We start from the raw sequence: 16,295 nt of genomic DNA on the forward strand, positions 1-16,295 counted from the left end.
ATATAGACCATCTTTCTCATAGCTTCAAGGAAGCCGCTAAAAGTACTTCTTCCACCAGATCTTCAAATGTACCACCAAGATGTCTCCACGCCTTTGGAACGAGCGAAGTTTCTGTCATTCCTGGGCATGTGTTCACGTCAATTACGTAAGGAGTGTCACCCTTTACGATCATGTCTATTCTCACGCACCCGGAAAGTTCAAAAATATCGTATATCTTCAAAGCGTACTCATAGGCTTTATCTTCCACATCTTTTGGCATTCCTGAAGGAATAATGTATTCTGTCATCCCAGGAGTATATTTGGCCTCGTAACTGTAAAATCCTGATTTCGGTTTTATCCTGATTGAGGGAAGTGTCTTTCCGTTTACTATGCCAATTGTGATTTCATCTCCCGAAACGTACTCTTCGATGAGGATCTTCCTATCGTACATAAATGCGGTTTTTTTTGCTCTTTCTAAGTCCTTCTCATCAAAAACGAAGGATACGCCCACGGTTGAACCCTCGTTAGCGGGTTTCACTACGCACGGAACGAAAAATTCGCACTCTTCATTCATCCTTACTATCTTGTAAGCAGGTGTCGGCACCCTTATGGCTTCGAGTAACCTCTTCATTATAGTTTTATCCATGGATATGGAAGAACCCAGTACTCCAGAACCTGTGTACGGGATTCCCATAATCTCTAGCAGGCCCTGGACCGTTCCATCTTCTCCCCATCTTCCGTGGAGGGCTATGTATGCGACCTCTATTCCTTTTTCAAGTAGTTTTTGGGGAAGGCTTTTGTCCACATCGATCGGTTCACTTTTATATCCTTTCATTTTTAGGGCAGAATCGATGGCTTTCCCGCTTCTTAGGGAGATTTCCCTCTCAGAAGACCTACCACCCATAAGCACACCTATTTTCTTTCTTTTCATTTCAATCATCGAATCCCCAAAATTCTACTTCCTCTTCTAATTCAACCCCTTCTTTTTCGTAAACCTCTTTTTTTATCTTTTCGATCAAGGACTTTACCTCATATGCCTTAGCCCTTCCCAGATTCACTATGAAATTGGCATGCTTTGTAGACACACAGGCATCTCCTACCCTAAGCCCCTTAAGATTGGCCTTTTCAATGTACGTCCACGCGGGTATCCCACGGACTGCTTTAAAAATAGACCCTGAAGATGGCATATCCATTGGATGCCTCTTTATTCGTTCGCTTAAAACCTCATCAATTACTCCAATTATTCTTTGCCTGTCTCCGTATTTGAGGCTTATCTCAGCCTCGATTATTAAAGTTTTTGAAGGAATCGATGAATACCTGTACGAAAAATTGAGGTTCCTTTTACTAAGCTTAAAGATCTCACCCGAAGCTGACATACACGTGACACTCACGATAGCGTCAGAAATGGAAACCCCAAAACTTCCTGCGTTCATCTTTATCGCCCCACCCACTGTCCCAGGGATCGAATAGAGTCTTTCGATTCCACTAAGATTCAGACTGGCCATCTTTAAGATCAGGTCCTTAAGTTGGTAGCCGGAAGAAACAAAGACCTTTATGTTATCTCCGTTTCTTCTGATCGATAAACGTCTAATCCGAGTAAGTCTTATTATGGCTCCTTGTAGTCCTTTGTCACTCACTATCACGTTAGTTCCGTTCCCAAGAATGCGCCACTCGATCCCTTCTCCGTTTAAAATTTTCAACACTTCAATAAGATCTTGAAAATCGGATGGGTATATAAGGTACCTTACCGGACCGCCGACTCGCATGGAAGTGTACTTGCTCATTTTCGCATTTTCTATTACCGTGCCTTTTATATTCCAGACCATATCTCTTTGAGTCTATCTGCCACCTTATATATGTCTCCTGCTCCTAATGTGAGAACAAGGTCACCGTCTCTTACGAATCCGAGTATTTTTTCTGTAACCTCATCCAGTGTTTCAACGTAATAAACCTCTGCTTTAGTATTCGCCTTTATACTTTCCGCCAAAGCTCTTCCAGAAACGCCCTCTATCTTTGGTTCTGATGCGGCGTAGATCTCAGTGACTAAGAGAATATCAACGCCCTCAAAGGAGGTTGAAAACTCCTTCATTAAGGCTTTCGTTCTCGTGTATCTGTGTGGTTGGAAGGCAACTATTATCCTTCCTTTACATATTTGCCTTAATGTACTTATCGTAGCCCGTATCTCAGTCGGGTGATGGCCATAATCATCAATGAGCACGATCTTTCCACTGAACCTTATTTCCATCCTTCTTTGAATCCCCTGAAAGTTCTCCAGAGCTTCTTTTATTGTTTTGAAAGGGATATCGAGTTCCAGACATGTGGCTATGGCGGCAAGACTATTTACAACATTATGGACTCCGGGCATAGAAAGTCTCACCCTGCCTATGGGTTCTCCTTTTACTATGACTGAGAAGTCTGTGTTAAAACCATCCATCACTATCTTTTCTGCTTTGACATCCGCACAATTTGAAAGCCCATACGTTACATACTTCCTTTTGAGATTTGAAAGTAAACTTCGCAGATGGATATTATCGATGCATATGACATCTAGACCGAAAAATGGAACCTTGTTGAGGAAATTTTCAAAAGCCTTTTTTATCTCCTCTATGCCGCTGTAATAGTCAAGATGTTCGAGGTCTATGTTTGTAGCAACAGCTACGACTGGCGAAAGGAGCAAAAATGAGCCATCACTTTCGTCGGCCTCCGCAACCAGAAACCTTCCCGTTCCGAGTCTTGCATTGGAACCTATGCTTTTCAATTTCCCTCCTATGACGCAGGTCGGATCATATCCTGCGTGATTAAGTATCGTTGCAATAAGAGAAGTGGTCGTGGTCTTCCCGTGAGCTCCACAAACAGCAATTCCAAACTTCATTCTCATAAGTTCGGCGAGCATCTCAGCTCTAGGAATAACTGGGATGGATAACTCCTTTGCCATTTGAATCTCCGGATTGTCCGGCCCTACAGCCGAAGAAACAACAACAACGTCCACATCTTTTACATTTTCTTTACTATGGCCATAACTTATCTTTGCTCCAAGCATTTTTAGTCTTTCTGTGAGCTCGGAAGCTTTAATATCGGATCCTGAAACCGAGTAGCCAAGGTTTATAAGAACCTCAGCTAACCCGCTCATACCGATTCCGCCTATTCCAACGAAGTGAATCTTTTTCACCTTATGAAATGTTTGGTTTTCGAATTTCATGACCCTAAACCTAGAATCTCATTAGCAATCCTTTCTTCCGCGTCATCTACATAAATCTGTCCCATTCTCTCTCCCATGGCTTTTAGGATGTCTGGATTTCTCGAAAGCTCCATAAGCTTCCTGTAAAGCACCTCCCCTGAAAGCTCACCGTCCGCAATAACGTAGGCAGCACCCAATCTTTCAACGTAAAGCGCGTTCTTTAGCTGGTGCTTACCGGCAGAATAGGGATAGGGAACCAAAATAGCGGGTTTCTTAGTACAGGCAAGCTCAAATATGGTACTCGAACCCGCTCTCGAAATGACAAGGTCGGAAAGACCCAAATAATATCCCATTTCTTCTGTGAAAGAAAAGATTTCCCCTGAGATTGAATTTTTTAAGTAAGCCTCCCTCACCCATTCTAAGTCCTCACTACCAGTCTGATGATAGATCGCGAATAGATCTCTATCATCAATGAGGGGAAGAAGCTCCACCATGGCCTGATTTATCCTTTTTGCTCCTCTACTTCCTCCAAATACCAGTATTCGAAACTTTCCGTTAGGCTTTTTGTGTGTGGCTTTCTTTATAACTTTTCTTACAGGATTGCCGGTATACTTGTAGTTCCTTATACTATATAGCTTTGCTGTTTCTTCAAAGCTCAAAAATATCTTTTTTACGCCTCTATAAAGGATTCGGTTTGCAAGCCCTAGAGTGAGGTTCTGCTCGTGCAAAAAGCAATCTACCCCTACGAGTTTGCCCGCCAATATACAAGGAAAGGAAACAAATCCACCCATTCCTAGTATGGCATTAGCCTTCTCTTTTTTTACTATCCGAAGGCAGTCTAGGATCCCCATTAAGACCTTTGTTAGCGTTTTTGCTTTTGTACCTAAATTTTTTCCCGCGAACTGACCGGTCCTTATTGTAACTAATCTGAAACCGTATTTCGGAACTATGTTCGCTTCCATTCCCTTGTCTGTGCCAAGAAAAAGTACCTCAGCACCTTTCTCTTTTAGTTTTTCAGCTATAGATATACCCGGATATATGTGACCGCCCGTTCCACCCGCGGCAATTATCACTTTCATATAAGCTCCGTTTCTCTTTTCATAATTGGTCCAGCACTAATTATGAGAATCGTAGCCAAAATATTTTTTTCCTTGAAAAGCCCGCATCCAAAACCAAGACCGGTCAAAAGAATCACGTCAAAAACAACAGAAAGCATTCCAAAAAAGAAAAGTAAGATTGCGGGATTCTCATCCTTAGTCCTTACAAAAAGGAAAAAGCTCAGACTAAAAAGACAGAAAGAGGCAAAAAAGAGAAAAACCTTTTGAGACTGAGAAAGGCTCGGCCTTTCCCCAAAAACGTTGAAGTCCCCCATCCAAAGAAAAATCCCTAAAAAAACGGCAAATAGAATGAGACACGCGAGTCTTTTTGTGCTTCCCAGAGTATAAAAATAGGCAATCCCCGCAAGACACAGAGGTTTTATAAGCGGCAGCTTGCCCACACTGAAGAGGTTTACTGCGGAACTCAGATAAACTACGATTAGCGGAAGGCACGATTTCAAAATTCCCCTTTCATCCATAAAACAACACCCCAAAAAAAGAAGAATCGAGCAGACAGAAATCGTTGCCACCGCATGGGGTACTATTGGAACCTCAAAAAGATTGGGAAAAAAAGGTAAAACTAGGCTCATCAATAGACTTAGTGCCACTACTACGTATTTTGCAAAGTAAAGGTATTTCAATCTCAATTTACTCACAAATAACGTAAACAAGGACCCAGAAAGGATAGTCAAAAGACTCTTGAGGTTTATCTGGCCTAAGTATCCATAAAGCAAAAACGCGCTTAGTATGATCAAAAGAACTTTTTTCATCATAAGGCAGAAACTATCTCTTTAAATCTATTTCCCCTATCAACGTAGTCTCTGAACATGTCAAAACTGCTGCACATGGGAGAGAAAAGAATCACATCTCCGCTTTTTGCCAATGAGTAAGCTTTTTTAACCGAAGATTCGAGATCTTTCTCCAGTAAACACGTTATAGCATGGCCAATTTCATCTAGGATCCTTTTTTTAGCTTCTCCGAATAGCACAATTGCCTTTATCTTTTCCTTTTCGGAAAGAATGGGAGTGTAACTTCCCATCTTGTCCTTTCCGCCGGCAATAAGGATAACAGGTCTTTGAATCCCTTCCAGAGCCCTCTTTGTAGCATCCACGTTCGTTGCCTTTGAGTCATTGATGAAGATCACTCCGTTTATTTCCCGGACAAGTTCTGTTCTGTGGGGAAGTCCTTTAAATCTCGAAAGACACTTTTCCACCGTCTCTCTTTTTATGCCATAAAGGTGAGCAACAAGCACAGATGCCATAATGTTTTCAGTGTTGTGAACCCCAAAAAGCGGAGAAATGGACCTAGGATATCTCTCCTCCGTCCCATTAATTTTTATTACGATCTCATCTCTTTCAAGGTAGGCACCCTGCGCAAGAAGATCCTTCGATGAAAAAAGATAGGTTCTGGCCCTTGGTCTTACTTTCAAATCCAAAGCCTTGTTTAGAACTGCCAAGTCTTCTTCCTTTTGGTTTTCAAATATACGAAGCTTCGCATTTACATAATCAGAAAAACTGGCGTATCGATCGAGGTGGTCTTCTGTGATATTGAGGAGCACACTGCACTGCGGTCGAAAGCTTTCTATGGTCTCAAGCTGAAAACTGCTAACTTCAAGTACGATGAACTTAGCGACTTTTTTTCCCGCCACGTATTCGATCAAAGGGTTCCCGATATTGCCACCCACGAATACGTCTTTATATTCTTCTGTAAAGATTTCCCCAATAAGAGTCGTAACTGTGGTCTTTCCGTTTGTTCCTGTGATAGCTATTATCGGCTCTTTTATAAATCCAAAGGAAAACTCAAGCTCACCGGTTATTTTTGCTCCTTTCTGTTTAGCCTCTTTTATGACGGGTGTTTTTAGGTCAACACCAGGGCTTACAATCACGAGATCGTTTTCAAGGAAGTCTTCAATTTTGTGACCACCTAGGTGTGCGCGAAAATTAAAATTTTTTAGCTTTTCTAACTCAGATTCGAGCTCTTTTTCGCTCTTTATGTCTGTTACCGTAACTCTCACTCCTTGCATGGCGAGAAATCGAACAAGGGCCACCCCTGTTCTTCCCAACCCGACAACGAGAACTTTTTCTGGTAGCTTTCTACTTCTCATCTCAGTTTCAGCGTACTCAAAGCTATAAGGGCAAGAATAATTGAGATTATCCAGAATCTCACAACTATCTTCTCTTCACTCCAACCTTTTAGTTCGAAATGGTGGTGGATCGGTGCCATCCTAAAAATCCTCTTCTTTTTCCACTTATATGAAATCACCTGGATTATCACCGAGAGTGTCTCCATAACAAAAATCCCACCTGCAATCACAAGGAGTATTTCCTGCTTGATCAGTATGGCTATAACCCCTAAGGCCGCTCCCAACGAGAGTGAACCCGTATCTCCCATGAAGAGTTCCGCAGGGTGTGCGTTATACCACAAGAATCCAATTCCGGCACCTAGCATCGCTCCACAGAGGATCGTAAGCTCCCCAGCTCCTCTCACATAAAAGATCTGAAGGTATTGGGCAAATTTTACGTGGCCTGCTAGATAAGCAAAAAGCATAAATGTTCCGCAAACAATAAGGACCGGTCCTATGGCGAGTCCGTCGAGACCATCCGTTAAATTGACACTATTCGAAGCCCCAACAATTATAAAAACCGAAAGGAGAATGTAAAAAAGGCCAAGATCGGGTGTTATGGTTTTAAAGAATGGTAAAGAAAGACGGGTGTTGAAATCGATTCCGTAGTATATGTAAAGGCTTAATGCCACAGCTATAAGGCACTGTAAGAGAAATTTGGTGTTTCCCCTTATTCCTTTACCAACCGGGTTTTTAAGCTTCATCAAGTCATCGATGAAGCCTATTCCTCCGAAAAGTAAAAGCGCCAAAATGACTATCCAAACGAGTTTATTTCTCAAATCCGCCCAAAGAATTGTCGGAATGATGGTAGAAAGAAGGATAGCGAGCCCTCCCATCGTTGGAGTATCCCTTTTTACCATATGCCTTTCAGGAACGTCTTCCCGTTTTCCGCTTTTAATACGCCAGTGATTGAACTTCTTTATGAGGTAAGGGGTGAGAATGAAGCTTATTACGAGAGCTGTCATAATCGAAAGGAAAGTTCTGAAGGTTATGTATCTAAAGACATTAAAAGCTGATATTGAGTCGTGTAGACCGTAGAGGATTTGAAAGAGCATCAGATAATCTCCTCAACAATCTTGTCCATGTTCAAGGCTCTAGAACCTTTAATTAGTACGCAATCTCCTTCCTTGAGTACTGAGGTAAGCTTCTCAAGTAAGCCTTGTATATCTTCAAAGTAAAAAACGTTTTCTTTTTGGGCCTCAAAATAAGCGTCGTAAATCTTCTCACCGAACAAAAAAACACAGTCAAAGTTCATACTCTTTATGTGCCTTCCAAGCTCCCTGTGATAGTAAGATGAGTATTCTCCGAGTTCGTTCATGTCTCCGAGAACAAGAATCTTTTTTCCTTCGCACGGGAGTAAACTTAAGGTTTTTACGGCTTCGTACATGGAAGCAGGATTCGCATTGTAGGTATCATCAATAACGGTGTAGCCTCTCTTCGATCTTTTAGGACACATCCGCATAGGATAAGGTTCAAATTCTTCAACACCCTCTGCTATCTTATCTTGCCCTACGCCAAGGATGAAGGCGACTAAGGATGCAATAAGAACATTGTAAAGGTTATGGAAGCCTATGAGTCTAGTTTTAGTACGTATTTTTTCTCCCATAAAGTCTAACGTAACCTTATAGCCTTGCCAGCCCAAATCTTTTTCCACCGTCAAGGAAAAATGTCCAGGATTTTTTATTCCGAAATAGAGTGTCCGTTTTTTCTCATCTTTATAATTCGTCAGAAGCTTATCGTCTCTGTTTACGAGAATCGTTCCACCGTCTTTCGTGTATCTAAAAATGTCCAGTTTCTCGTTAAGGATCCCTTCTATACTACCTAAACCTTCAAGGTGAGCTGGGTTCACGTTCGTGATTACTGAGACATCAGGTTCTACTATCTCTGTGAGTGTTCTTATCTCACCCGGAAAATTTGTTCCTAATTCGAAAACCCCTACTTTTGGACTTTGCTTAATCGAGATAAGCTTCGAGCAAACACCGAAGATGTTATTGTAATTCTTCTCGTTAAATTCTATGGAGAAAGCCTTTTTAGTTATGTTCACAAGGATTTCCTTGGTTGTGGTCTTTCCACAGCTTCCTGTTATGGCGACAAATGTGGAATCCAAAAGCTTTCTTCTGAAACGGGCAATGTCAATAAAGGCTCTGTTTGTATCATGAACGGTAATTATTGTTCCTTCTGTGTCTTTAACCCTTGCTACCTTACTCTCTTCACAAAGCGTTCCTCCTCCTTTTTTCTCAATGGCATCTCTTATGAAATCGTGGCCGTCAAATCTTTTGCCTTTGAGAGGGATAAAGAGTTCGCCTTCCTTTATCGTTCTCGAATCAGTCGATATTCCTGGGAAAGATTCTTGTTTGAGTCTGTAGAGTTTTCCACCTGTTGCCGAAATGATGTCTTTATAGTACCACACGGAGGGCCTCCTCGATCACTTCTCTATCACTAAAATGGAGAACTTTATCCCCCACTATCTGGTAGTCTTCGTGACCTTTCCCTGCAACCAATAAGACATCTTCAGGGTTCATAAGTTTTACCGCCTCGTAAATGGCCTCTTTTCTGTCAACGATAATTTTATAGTTATCTTTTATAGCACCCTTCCTTATCTCTTCGATTATGAGCAATGGATCCTCACTTCTCGGGTTATCGGAAGTTATGATGGAAAAATCAGCAATGGTCGTCGCAATTCTTCCCATGATTGGCCTTTTTTCTTTATCCCTGTCACCTCCGCACCCGAACACAACTATAAGCCTTCCCTTTTTTAACTCCGATAGAGTTTCTAGAACCTCCTTTAGTGCATGAGGTGTATGAGCGTAGTCAACAAATATTTTATAGCCTTTAGAGTTTTTTATTCTTTCCAACCTCCCAGGCACACCTTGGAAAGCCTCAAGACCCCTTTCTATCTTCGTCCTTTCTATTCCAATAACCTTAAGAGCCAAAGATGCAGCAAGGATATTGTAAAGGTTAAACTTTCCGATAAGATTAGATGAGACTTTCAACTTTTCCTTTAAAACTGTGATTTCCGCCTCTATTCCTTCCAGCGTCTGCTCGTATCTCAAAACTTGAGTATGGGTGCCCCTTTTTAAGCCAAAAAAGTAGGTTTCTATTCCATTGCCTGTGATAAAATAGGAGACATTCGGGTCGTCACCATTTAAGATTGCAATCTTTCTTGGTTTTAGGCTTCTTTTCAAGTAGTAATTAAAGAGGAGAGCTTTTGCCTCTCTATAGTTTGAAAAACTTCCGTGGTAGTCTAAATGATCATGGGAAATGTTGGTAAACACACACACATCGAAGTGGACACCCTCAACCCGCTTCTGGTCAAGGGCATGCGAAGATACTTCCATTACCACATGGGTGATTTCGGCCTTCCTCATCTCGTTAAAAATGGTCTGAAGTTCAATTGCTCCGGGTGTTGTATTCTCCGATTTGAATATTCGATTGCCGTATCTATGAAATACGGTGCCTATGAGACCGGTTTTTATTGAGTCTGAAGAGAGGACATGATCTATTAGGAAAGCGGTTGTTGTCTTTCCATTCGTCCCTGTGATTCCTAAAACAAACATATTCTTTGTCGGCTCTTTAAAAAATCTCGATGCAATTTCTCCTATCGATCTCTCCACGTTTTTTACACGAACAAAACAAGGAACATTTACGTATCCGTCCATGTCCGTTATGATTACTTTTGCGCCGGAAGCTATTGCCTCGCCTAAATATGGCGCATTTTTCTTAGTGAGGAAGAAAAGGTAGCCCTCCCTTACAAGACGGGAGTCCTTCGATATTCCGTTTACCCATATGTCCTTAGAACCTATAACTTCTTCTATGTCCAGTTCGACGAGCAAATCTTTAAGTCTCATGGCCGATTGAGCGTCCCCCAAAGGACACATTCAGTCTCAGAAGTCACTTTTTCGTAAGGGAGCGGTCTTTGGTCTTGAACCTCTCCGAACCCGAAAACTTTTATCTTCGTGGTGTACTGGTTTATAAGATATATGGCCTCTCTTATCGGATAGCCTCTTAGGTCCGGCATTATCCAGTGCTTGGCCGATGAATTAGCCTCCTTTTTTTCGACGTGTCTTTCTTCTTCAGCCGAAAAAACGCTTGCGTATTTTTCATAAAGTTCAGCTATCTTCTCTTTTGTTATAAAGTACCCTTTTCCGAGAAGGATGTCTTCAGTATTCAAATTCTTTGGAACTTCAATCCCCTCTTTTTCCAGAAAGCGTAAAAGGTAAGTCTTTCCAAGAAGTTGGAAAAGACTTTTCAGACCCTCTTTGTCCTTATGCTCGATTATTTCTAAGGGCTTTTTACACGACATATTATCACCACTTTCGACCAAAATCAAATAGTCTTTGTCTATCTTTCCTTCGGATATCGCACAGAGAAGGAGGACCGATGCAAAACTGAAAGGGTTATCGCTAATTGAGTACGACAGGTGTCGGCTTTTATGGGTTTCAAGGATTTCGGCCGATGTTGGAGTCCTAAATTTTTCAGATTCTGTCCTTTTTAGTTCCATTTTCCTATGGACGTCAAAGCCCAAAACCGAATATATGAGAGTGACCGTTATGAAGACGAATAGGGCTCTCCTGTTCGTTTTCTTTTTCATCTAACAACGTAGACGTCTTCCTCTTTAGCCTTTTTTAATCCTAGTCTTTCCTGTGCAACAAGAGTCAGGAAACGTTCTCGAGTAATTGTGGCAATCTCTGTCCGTAACTGCTCGTTTTCGAAACTAAGATTCTTTTCGATTTCAAGTTTACTTATTAGCTCTCCTTTGAGTGAGCCACAAAAGCTATTAAGCAAAGAAAAGATCACGAAAAAAAGTGCTGACAACACCCAATAGATGATCAAGGTACGGTTGACTCTTTTCCGTTTTTTTCTAGACCCCAAAACTCCCATAATCCCCCCTAGATCTTTTCTGCGATTCTTAGTTTTGCGCTTCTCGACCTTGGATTTTGGAGTATTTCCTTCTTTTTTGGGACGATCGGTTTTTTTGTTAAAACCCTCAGAGATTTTTCGTCCTTGAAGAATCCTTTGACGATCCTGTCCTCCAAAGAGTGAAAAGATATGACCCCAATCCTTCCCCCCTTTTTTAAAATTTCAGTCGCGCGACAAAGTCCAGCTTTGAGGTTATCGAGTTCTTCGTTAATTGCTATCCTCAGAGCCTGAAATGTCAAAGTAGCCGGATGTATTTTCCCCTTCTTTCTTTTCGCGTGTATAATGATCTCAGCAAGTTCTTTTGCGGTAGTGATTTTCCTTTCTCTTCTGGCCTCTACTATCGCTTTTGCAATCCTAGATGCTTCTTTTTCCTCTCCGTACTTCTCTATAATCTCTTTAAGTTTCCGTAATGGATAAGTGTTCACTATATCGAAGGCTGTAAGAACCCCTCTTTTATCCATCCTCATGTCTAGAAACTCATCTTCGTAGAAGCTGAATCCCCTTTTTGAGCTCAGCTGATAAGAGGATACCCCCAAATCGAAAAGGACAGAATCGACCTCCTCAATACCGATTTTCCTTAAGATGACGTCAATACTCCTGAAGTTTTCTCTTAAAATCGTTATCCTCCCAGAAAAAGGTTTTAGCCTTTCTCTGGCCAATTCCATCTGCTCTTCATCGATCTCAAACCCTATTATCTTTACGAACTTATACCTCCTTAATATTTCGTATGAATGCCCCCCACATCCAAGTGTCGCATCAACGAATATCCTCGTCTTTTCACTTATTAGCCCCTGGATAACTTCCTCTAAGAGAACTGGCACATGGAAAAGATCTTCCATCAAAGTCCGAGTTCTGAGACCATGTCGACGATCTTTTCGAAATTAGACGTAACTTCTCGAACTAGCTCATCCCATCTTTCCTTGCTCCATATCTCGATCTTCTTATTCATCCCTATTATGACGACCTGTTTCTCTATTTTCGCGTACGATTTCAGGGACTGTGGAATAAGGATTCTCCCAAGTCTGTCGATTGGGCACTCGCACGCACCTGAAAAGTAGAATCTTAAAAACGTCCTTGCCTCTTTCTTGAGGTTCCCGATCCTCGATATGTTCTCTTTTATCGCTTCCCATTCTTTTTTTGGATATGCAACTATGCAACCATCGAGATTGGTGAGGATAAGGTTAAGATCGTAGTGACGCGCGAGTACTTCCCTAAACTTAGCAGGAATACTCACCCTGTTTTTGTCGTCGAGACTATACTCGTATCTACCCTCAAACATTTAACACCATATACCACACTTTACCACATCAACTATACGCCCACACTTGGAGGATGTCAAGTTTTTTATCTCAGATTTCCCTGCGCTCTTATTCACTTGATTATTGCCGAGAAAGTTATAAAATAATAAGCCTCATGTCTCAAAAGAATCTCCGTCTTCTTTTACAGGATTTTCTGAGTTACCTCGAATATGAGAAATCTTACTCTCAAAATACCCTTAAGGCTTACAGAAGGGATATAGAAGAGTTCCTTTTCTTCTTGGACAGAAAAGATTATGGCTTAGAGGATCATCACGCAATCAGGGCCTACTTGATTGAAAAATACAAGGCCTTAAGAAAGACCTCTATGTGTAGAAAAATTTCGGCCATCAAATCCTTTTATAGGTTTATGAAGAAAAAGGGACACATAGATGAAGATCCAACCTTCCTCATAAAGAGTCCGAGACCTGAAAAACTCCTTCCCAAATTTTTCACGATCGATGAAATCTTCAAATTTCTCGATTCGATTCCCGATAAAGGGATCTTACAGAAAAGGAACAAGGCCCTCTTCGAACTTTTATACTCCACGGGGATCAGGGCTCAGGAGGCTCTAAATACGAACGTAGAGGATATCCATTTAGAGGGAATGTGGCTTAAAGTTAAAGGGAAAGGTGGAAAAGAAAGGATAGTTCCGTTTGGGGAAAAAGCAAAAGTAGCAATTGTGGAGTATTTACAAGAGAGGGCTAAAATATTTCCTTACAGGGATAATGATCCTCTCTTCGTAAATAGATACGGAAGGCGTTTATCTTACAGGGGACTACATAGCATAATGAAAAAGTTAAAACGGATCTCGGGCATAGATAAAAACCTGGCATTACACAGCATCCGGCACTCCTTTGCCACCCACATGCTGGATGGGGGAGCCGATCTGAGATTCATCCAAGAACTTCTTGGCCATTCAAAGCTCTCTACCACTCAGAGGTACACACATGTATCTATCGATAAGCTCATGGAGGTATATGATAGGGCGCACCCGAGAAAGTAAGATAAAACAGACTACCATCCTCTGTGTGAGAAGGAAAGGATCTGTAGCAATGGGTGGAGATGGTCAAGTAACGTTTAGCAATTATGTAATGAAGCGGGAAGCAAAAAAGATTAGAAAAGTTTACAAAGACAAGTGTCTTGCCGGGTTTTCGGGGGCAAGTGCGGACGCTCTTACACTTCTCGAGAGGTTCGAAAGAAAGATGGAGGAATACGCGGGTAATCTCATGAGGGCCTCTGTTGAACTGGCAAAGGACTGGAGAACTGATAGACTCCTAAGGAGGCTCGAAGCCTTCCTTGTCGTTGCGGACAGAGAACACACACTAATCCTAAGCGGAAACGGTGACGTAGTAGAGCCAGACGATGGAATTGCCGCAATAGGCTCAGGGGGACCTTACGCTTTAGCTGCTGCCCGTGCTCTTTTACGACACACCGATCTTAGCGCATCAGAGATCGTAAAAGAGGCTATGAGAATAGCTTCTGAGATATGCATATACACCAATGACAACATAATAATCGAGGAAATTCCTCTATGAAGACTTTAACACCAAAAGAGATAATGGAGGAGCTCAATAGGTACATAGTCGGCCAGGAAAAGGCAAAAAGGGCCGTCTCAATTGCTTTACGCAATAGGTGGCGTAGGCAGATGATACCAAAGGAGTTACGCGATGAAGTAGCGCCCAAAAATATAATAATGATAGGACCAACAGGAGTTGGAAAGACTGAGATAGCAAGAAGACTCGCAAAGCTTGCAAATGCCCCTTTTTTGAAGGTTGAGGTGACAAAATTCACAGAGATAGGTTACGTGGGAAGGGACGTGGAATCTATGATACGGGAACTTACGGAACTGGCTGTGAACATGGTCAAAAAAGAGGAGCAGGAAAAAGTAAGAGAGAAGGCAAGACAGCTTGCCGAAGAACGCCTTCTTGACCTACTTCTTCCAAGAAGATCAGAAACTTCCGAAGAGCAGGTTTTGACCAGTCAATCCAGGGAAAAACTCAGGCAGAAACTCCACTCAGGCCAACTGGACGATAAGTTTGTTGAGATAGACGTACCAGAGAGTACGATCCCTGTTGTTGAGATCTTTGCTGCTCAAGGTCTTGAGGAGTTTGATGCTCAACTCAGGGAGATCTTCAGCAACATCCTGCCTAAAAGGACCAAAAAACGCAAAATGAAGGTTAAAGAAGCGCTCGAATATCTAACGCAAGAAGAGTCGAAAAAGCTAATAGATATGGACAAGGTGACAAAGGAAGCGATAGAGAGAGTGGAACAGGCAGGAATAATCTTTCTTGACGAGATAGACAAGATAGCAACAAGAGACAAAACTTACGGACCCGACGTTTCAAGGGAAGGAGTTCAAAGGGATATACTTCCTATCGTTGAGGGAACTACCGTTACGACAAAGTACGGGATGGTAAAAACTGACCACATCCTTTTTATTGCCGCAGGCGCATTCCACATGTCAAAACCATCTGACCTTATCCCTGAACTTCAAGGTAGGTTCCCCATAAGGGTAAATCTGGACCCTTTGACGAAGGAGGATTTCTTTAGAATCCTTACAGAACCTGAAAATGCCCTTATAAAACAGTATAAAGAACTTTTAAAGACCGAAGAAGTTGAGTTGGAGTTCGAAAGGGAAGCGATCTACGAGATAGCGGAGATAGCCCAAAAGATAAATGAAATGACGGAGAACATCGGTGCAAGAAGGTTATACACGGTTATGGAAAAGCTCTTGGAGGATATCTCCTTTCACGCGCCCGAGATGAAAGGTCAAAAGGTAGTTATAACTAAAGAGTACGTAAGGGAGAGGCTTTCAGAGTTCTTAGAAAAAGAAGACCTAAGCAGGTATATTTTGTAGATGAAAGAGAAAATAGCAGTACTTCTTGAAGCGTTACCTTACATAGTTAAGTTTCACGGAAAGACTTTTGTCATAAAGTACGGCGGGGCTGCAATGGAGGAAGAGGCCTTAAGAAAGGAATTTGCAAGGGACATCGTGCTTTTGAACCACGTGGGCATAAAGACTGTGATCGTCCACGGCGGAGGAAAAAAGATAACTAAGTTTCTTGAAGAGCTAAAAATATCGAGTTCATTCATAGATGGCTTGAGGGTAACCGATAAGCAAACCTTAGAGATCGTCGAAATGGTACTTTCGGGAAGCATAAATAAGGAAATAGTGAAATACATAAACGAGATGGGAGGGAGGGCGATAGGTCTTTCTGGTAAGGATGGTAGGCTTCTTTTGGCAAAAAGAGTGGAAGACGAAAGACTCGGTTTTGTCGGAGAAGTCATCTCAGTGAACGCTGAGATGATTGAGAGTTTAAATGAGATGGGATATATCCCTGTTATAGCCCCTTTGGCGGATGGCCTAGATGGGCATACTTACAACGTAAATGCTGACACAGCCGCAGGTTCGATTGCGGCAACATTAAAAGCTGAAAAACTCATTCTTCTTACCGATGTTGATGGGATCATGGACGCTTCCGGGAACCTCATTTCTGCTCTCAATGTGGAAGAGATCGATACATTAATAGAAAAAGGGATAGTAAAAGGCGGCATGGTTCCTAAATTAGAGTGTGCCAAAGAGGCTTTAAGGAAGGGTACTTGTAAAGTTCATATCATAAATGGAAACGTACCGCATGCTTTGCTTCTTGAGATATTTACGGATTCAGGTATTGGAACCCAAATCTCAGGAGAATAGAAGG

Annotated in this window: 17 protein-coding genes; 4 read left to right on the forward strand and 13 right to left on the reverse strand. The window is 41.9% G+C overall.

The annotated features are described in order from the left end of the window. Positions 1-16 precede the first annotated feature (16 nt). From NZ583_01250 to mraZ, 13 genes are read right to left on the reverse strand one after another with little or no spacing between them, the layout of a single operon-like run. Complete coding sequence (locus tag NZ583_01250; GenBank protein ID MCS7280245.1) at positions 17-919, reverse strand: D-alanine--D-alanine ligase; 903 nt, start codon at positions 917-919, stop codon at positions 17-19. Further along, complete coding sequence (murB, locus tag NZ583_01255) at positions 912-1,805, reverse strand: UDP-N-acetylmuramate dehydrogenase (GenBank protein MCS7280246.1); 894 nt, start codon at positions 1,803-1,805, stop codon at positions 912-914. The genes NZ583_01250 and murB overlap by 8 nt, the downstream gene beginning before the upstream one ends. Next, entirely contained in the window at positions 1,790-3,178 is a 1,389-nt protein-coding gene (murC, locus tag NZ583_01260; protein MCS7280247.1) for a UDP-N-acetylmuramate--L-alanine ligase, read from the reverse strand. Before murC ends, murB begins: the two co-directional genes overlap by 16 nt. After that, positions 3,175-4,236 carry an undecaprenyldiphospho-muramoylpentapeptide beta-N-acetylglucosaminyltransferase gene (gene murG / locus NZ583_01265; protein MCS7280248.1) on the reverse strand — a complete coding sequence of 354 codons (1,062 nt, stop codon included), beginning with the start codon at positions 4,234-4,236 and terminating at the stop codon, positions 3,175-3,177. The genes murC and murG overlap by 4 nt, the downstream gene beginning before the upstream one ends. Further along, the gene (locus tag NZ583_01270; protein ID MCS7280249.1) at positions 4,233-5,027 is read right to left on the reverse strand and encodes a hypothetical protein; all 795 of its coding nucleotides are present in this window, start codon (positions 5,025-5,027) and stop codon (positions 4,233-4,235) included. Before NZ583_01270 ends, murG begins: the two co-directional genes overlap by 4 nt. Continuing rightward, complete coding sequence (gene murD / locus NZ583_01275) at positions 5,024-6,358, reverse strand: UDP-N-acetylmuramoyl-L-alanine--D-glutamate ligase (GenBank protein ID MCS7280250.1); 1,335 nt, start codon at positions 6,356-6,358, stop codon at positions 5,024-5,026. The genes NZ583_01270 and murD overlap by 4 nt, the downstream gene beginning before the upstream one ends. Continuing rightward, entirely contained in the window at positions 6,355-7,431 is a 1,077-nt protein-coding gene (mraY, locus tag NZ583_01280; GenBank protein ID MCS7280251.1) for a phospho-N-acetylmuramoyl-pentapeptide-transferase, read from the reverse strand. Before mraY ends, murD begins: the two co-directional genes overlap by 4 nt. After that, positions 7,431-8,786: a UDP-N-acetylmuramoyl-tripeptide--D-alanyl-D-alanine ligase gene (locus tag NZ583_01285; protein ID MCS7280252.1), complete on the reverse strand. Its 1,356-nt coding sequence runs from the start codon at positions 8,784-8,786 to the stop codon at positions 7,431-7,433. The genes mraY and NZ583_01285 overlap by 1 nt, the downstream gene beginning before the upstream one ends. Beyond that, positions 8,773-10,224: a UDP-N-acetylmuramoyl-L-alanyl-D-glutamate--2,6-diaminopimelate ligase gene (locus tag NZ583_01290; protein ID MCS7280253.1), complete on the reverse strand. Its 1,452-nt coding sequence runs from the start codon at positions 10,222-10,224 to the stop codon at positions 8,773-8,775. The genes NZ583_01285 and NZ583_01290 overlap by 14 nt, the downstream gene beginning before the upstream one ends. Then, entirely contained in the window at positions 10,221-10,967 is a 747-nt protein-coding gene (locus NZ583_01295) for a hypothetical protein (protein ID MCS7280254.1), read from the reverse strand. The genes NZ583_01290 and NZ583_01295 overlap by 4 nt, the downstream gene beginning before the upstream one ends. Then, on the reverse strand, positions 10,964-11,257 hold the full coding sequence (locus NZ583_01300; GenBank protein MCS7280255.1) for a hypothetical protein: 294 nt from the start codon (positions 11,255-11,257) through the stop codon (positions 10,964-10,966). Before NZ583_01300 ends, NZ583_01295 begins: the two co-directional genes overlap by 4 nt. Before the next feature lie 8 nt (positions 11,258-11,265). After that, the gene (gene rsmH / locus NZ583_01305) at positions 11,266-12,135 is read right to left on the reverse strand and encodes a 16S rRNA (cytosine(1402)-N(4))-methyltransferase RsmH (GenBank protein MCS7280256.1); all 870 of its coding nucleotides are present in this window, start codon (positions 12,133-12,135) and stop codon (positions 11,266-11,268) included. After that, positions 12,135-12,575, reverse strand: a complete 441-nt coding sequence (gene mraZ / locus NZ583_01310) for a division/cell wall cluster transcriptional repressor MraZ (GenBank protein ID MCS7280257.1) — start codon at positions 12,573-12,575, stop codon at positions 12,135-12,137. The genes rsmH and mraZ overlap by 1 nt, the downstream gene beginning before the upstream one ends. A gap of 134 nt (positions 12,576-12,709) precedes the next feature. On the opposite strand from mraZ, the gene NZ583_01315 reads away from it, so the two are divergent. The 4 genes from NZ583_01315 to argB are packed head-to-tail and all read left to right on the forward strand — an operon-like array spanning position 12,710 to position 16,291. Then, on the forward strand, positions 12,710-13,597 hold the full coding sequence (locus tag NZ583_01315) for a tyrosine recombinase XerC (protein ID MCS7280258.1): 888 nt from the start codon (positions 12,710-12,712) through the stop codon (positions 13,595-13,597). Continuing rightward, positions 13,572-14,129 (forward strand): ATP-dependent protease subunit HslV, encoded by a 558-nt coding sequence (hslV, locus tag NZ583_01320; protein MCS7280259.1) that lies wholly within the window; start codon positions 13,572-13,574, stop codon positions 14,127-14,129. Before NZ583_01315 ends, hslV begins: the two co-directional genes overlap by 26 nt. Then, complete coding sequence (hslU, locus tag NZ583_01325; GenBank protein ID MCS7280260.1) at positions 14,126-15,451, forward strand: ATP-dependent protease ATPase subunit HslU; 1,326 nt, start codon at positions 14,126-14,128, stop codon at positions 15,449-15,451. Before hslV ends, hslU begins: the two co-directional genes overlap by 4 nt. Further along, positions 15,452-16,291 (forward strand): acetylglutamate kinase, encoded by an 840-nt coding sequence (argB, locus tag NZ583_01330; GenBank protein MCS7280261.1) that lies wholly within the window; start codon positions 15,452-15,454, stop codon positions 16,289-16,291. It begins immediately after the preceding gene. Positions 16,292-16,295: the final 4 nt, after the last annotated feature.

The organism is Thermodesulfobacteriota bacterium, assembly GCA_025062045.1.
Classification (GTDB): domain Bacteria; phylum Desulfobacterota; class Syntrophorhabdia; order Syntrophorhabdales; family JANXAF01; genus JANXAF01.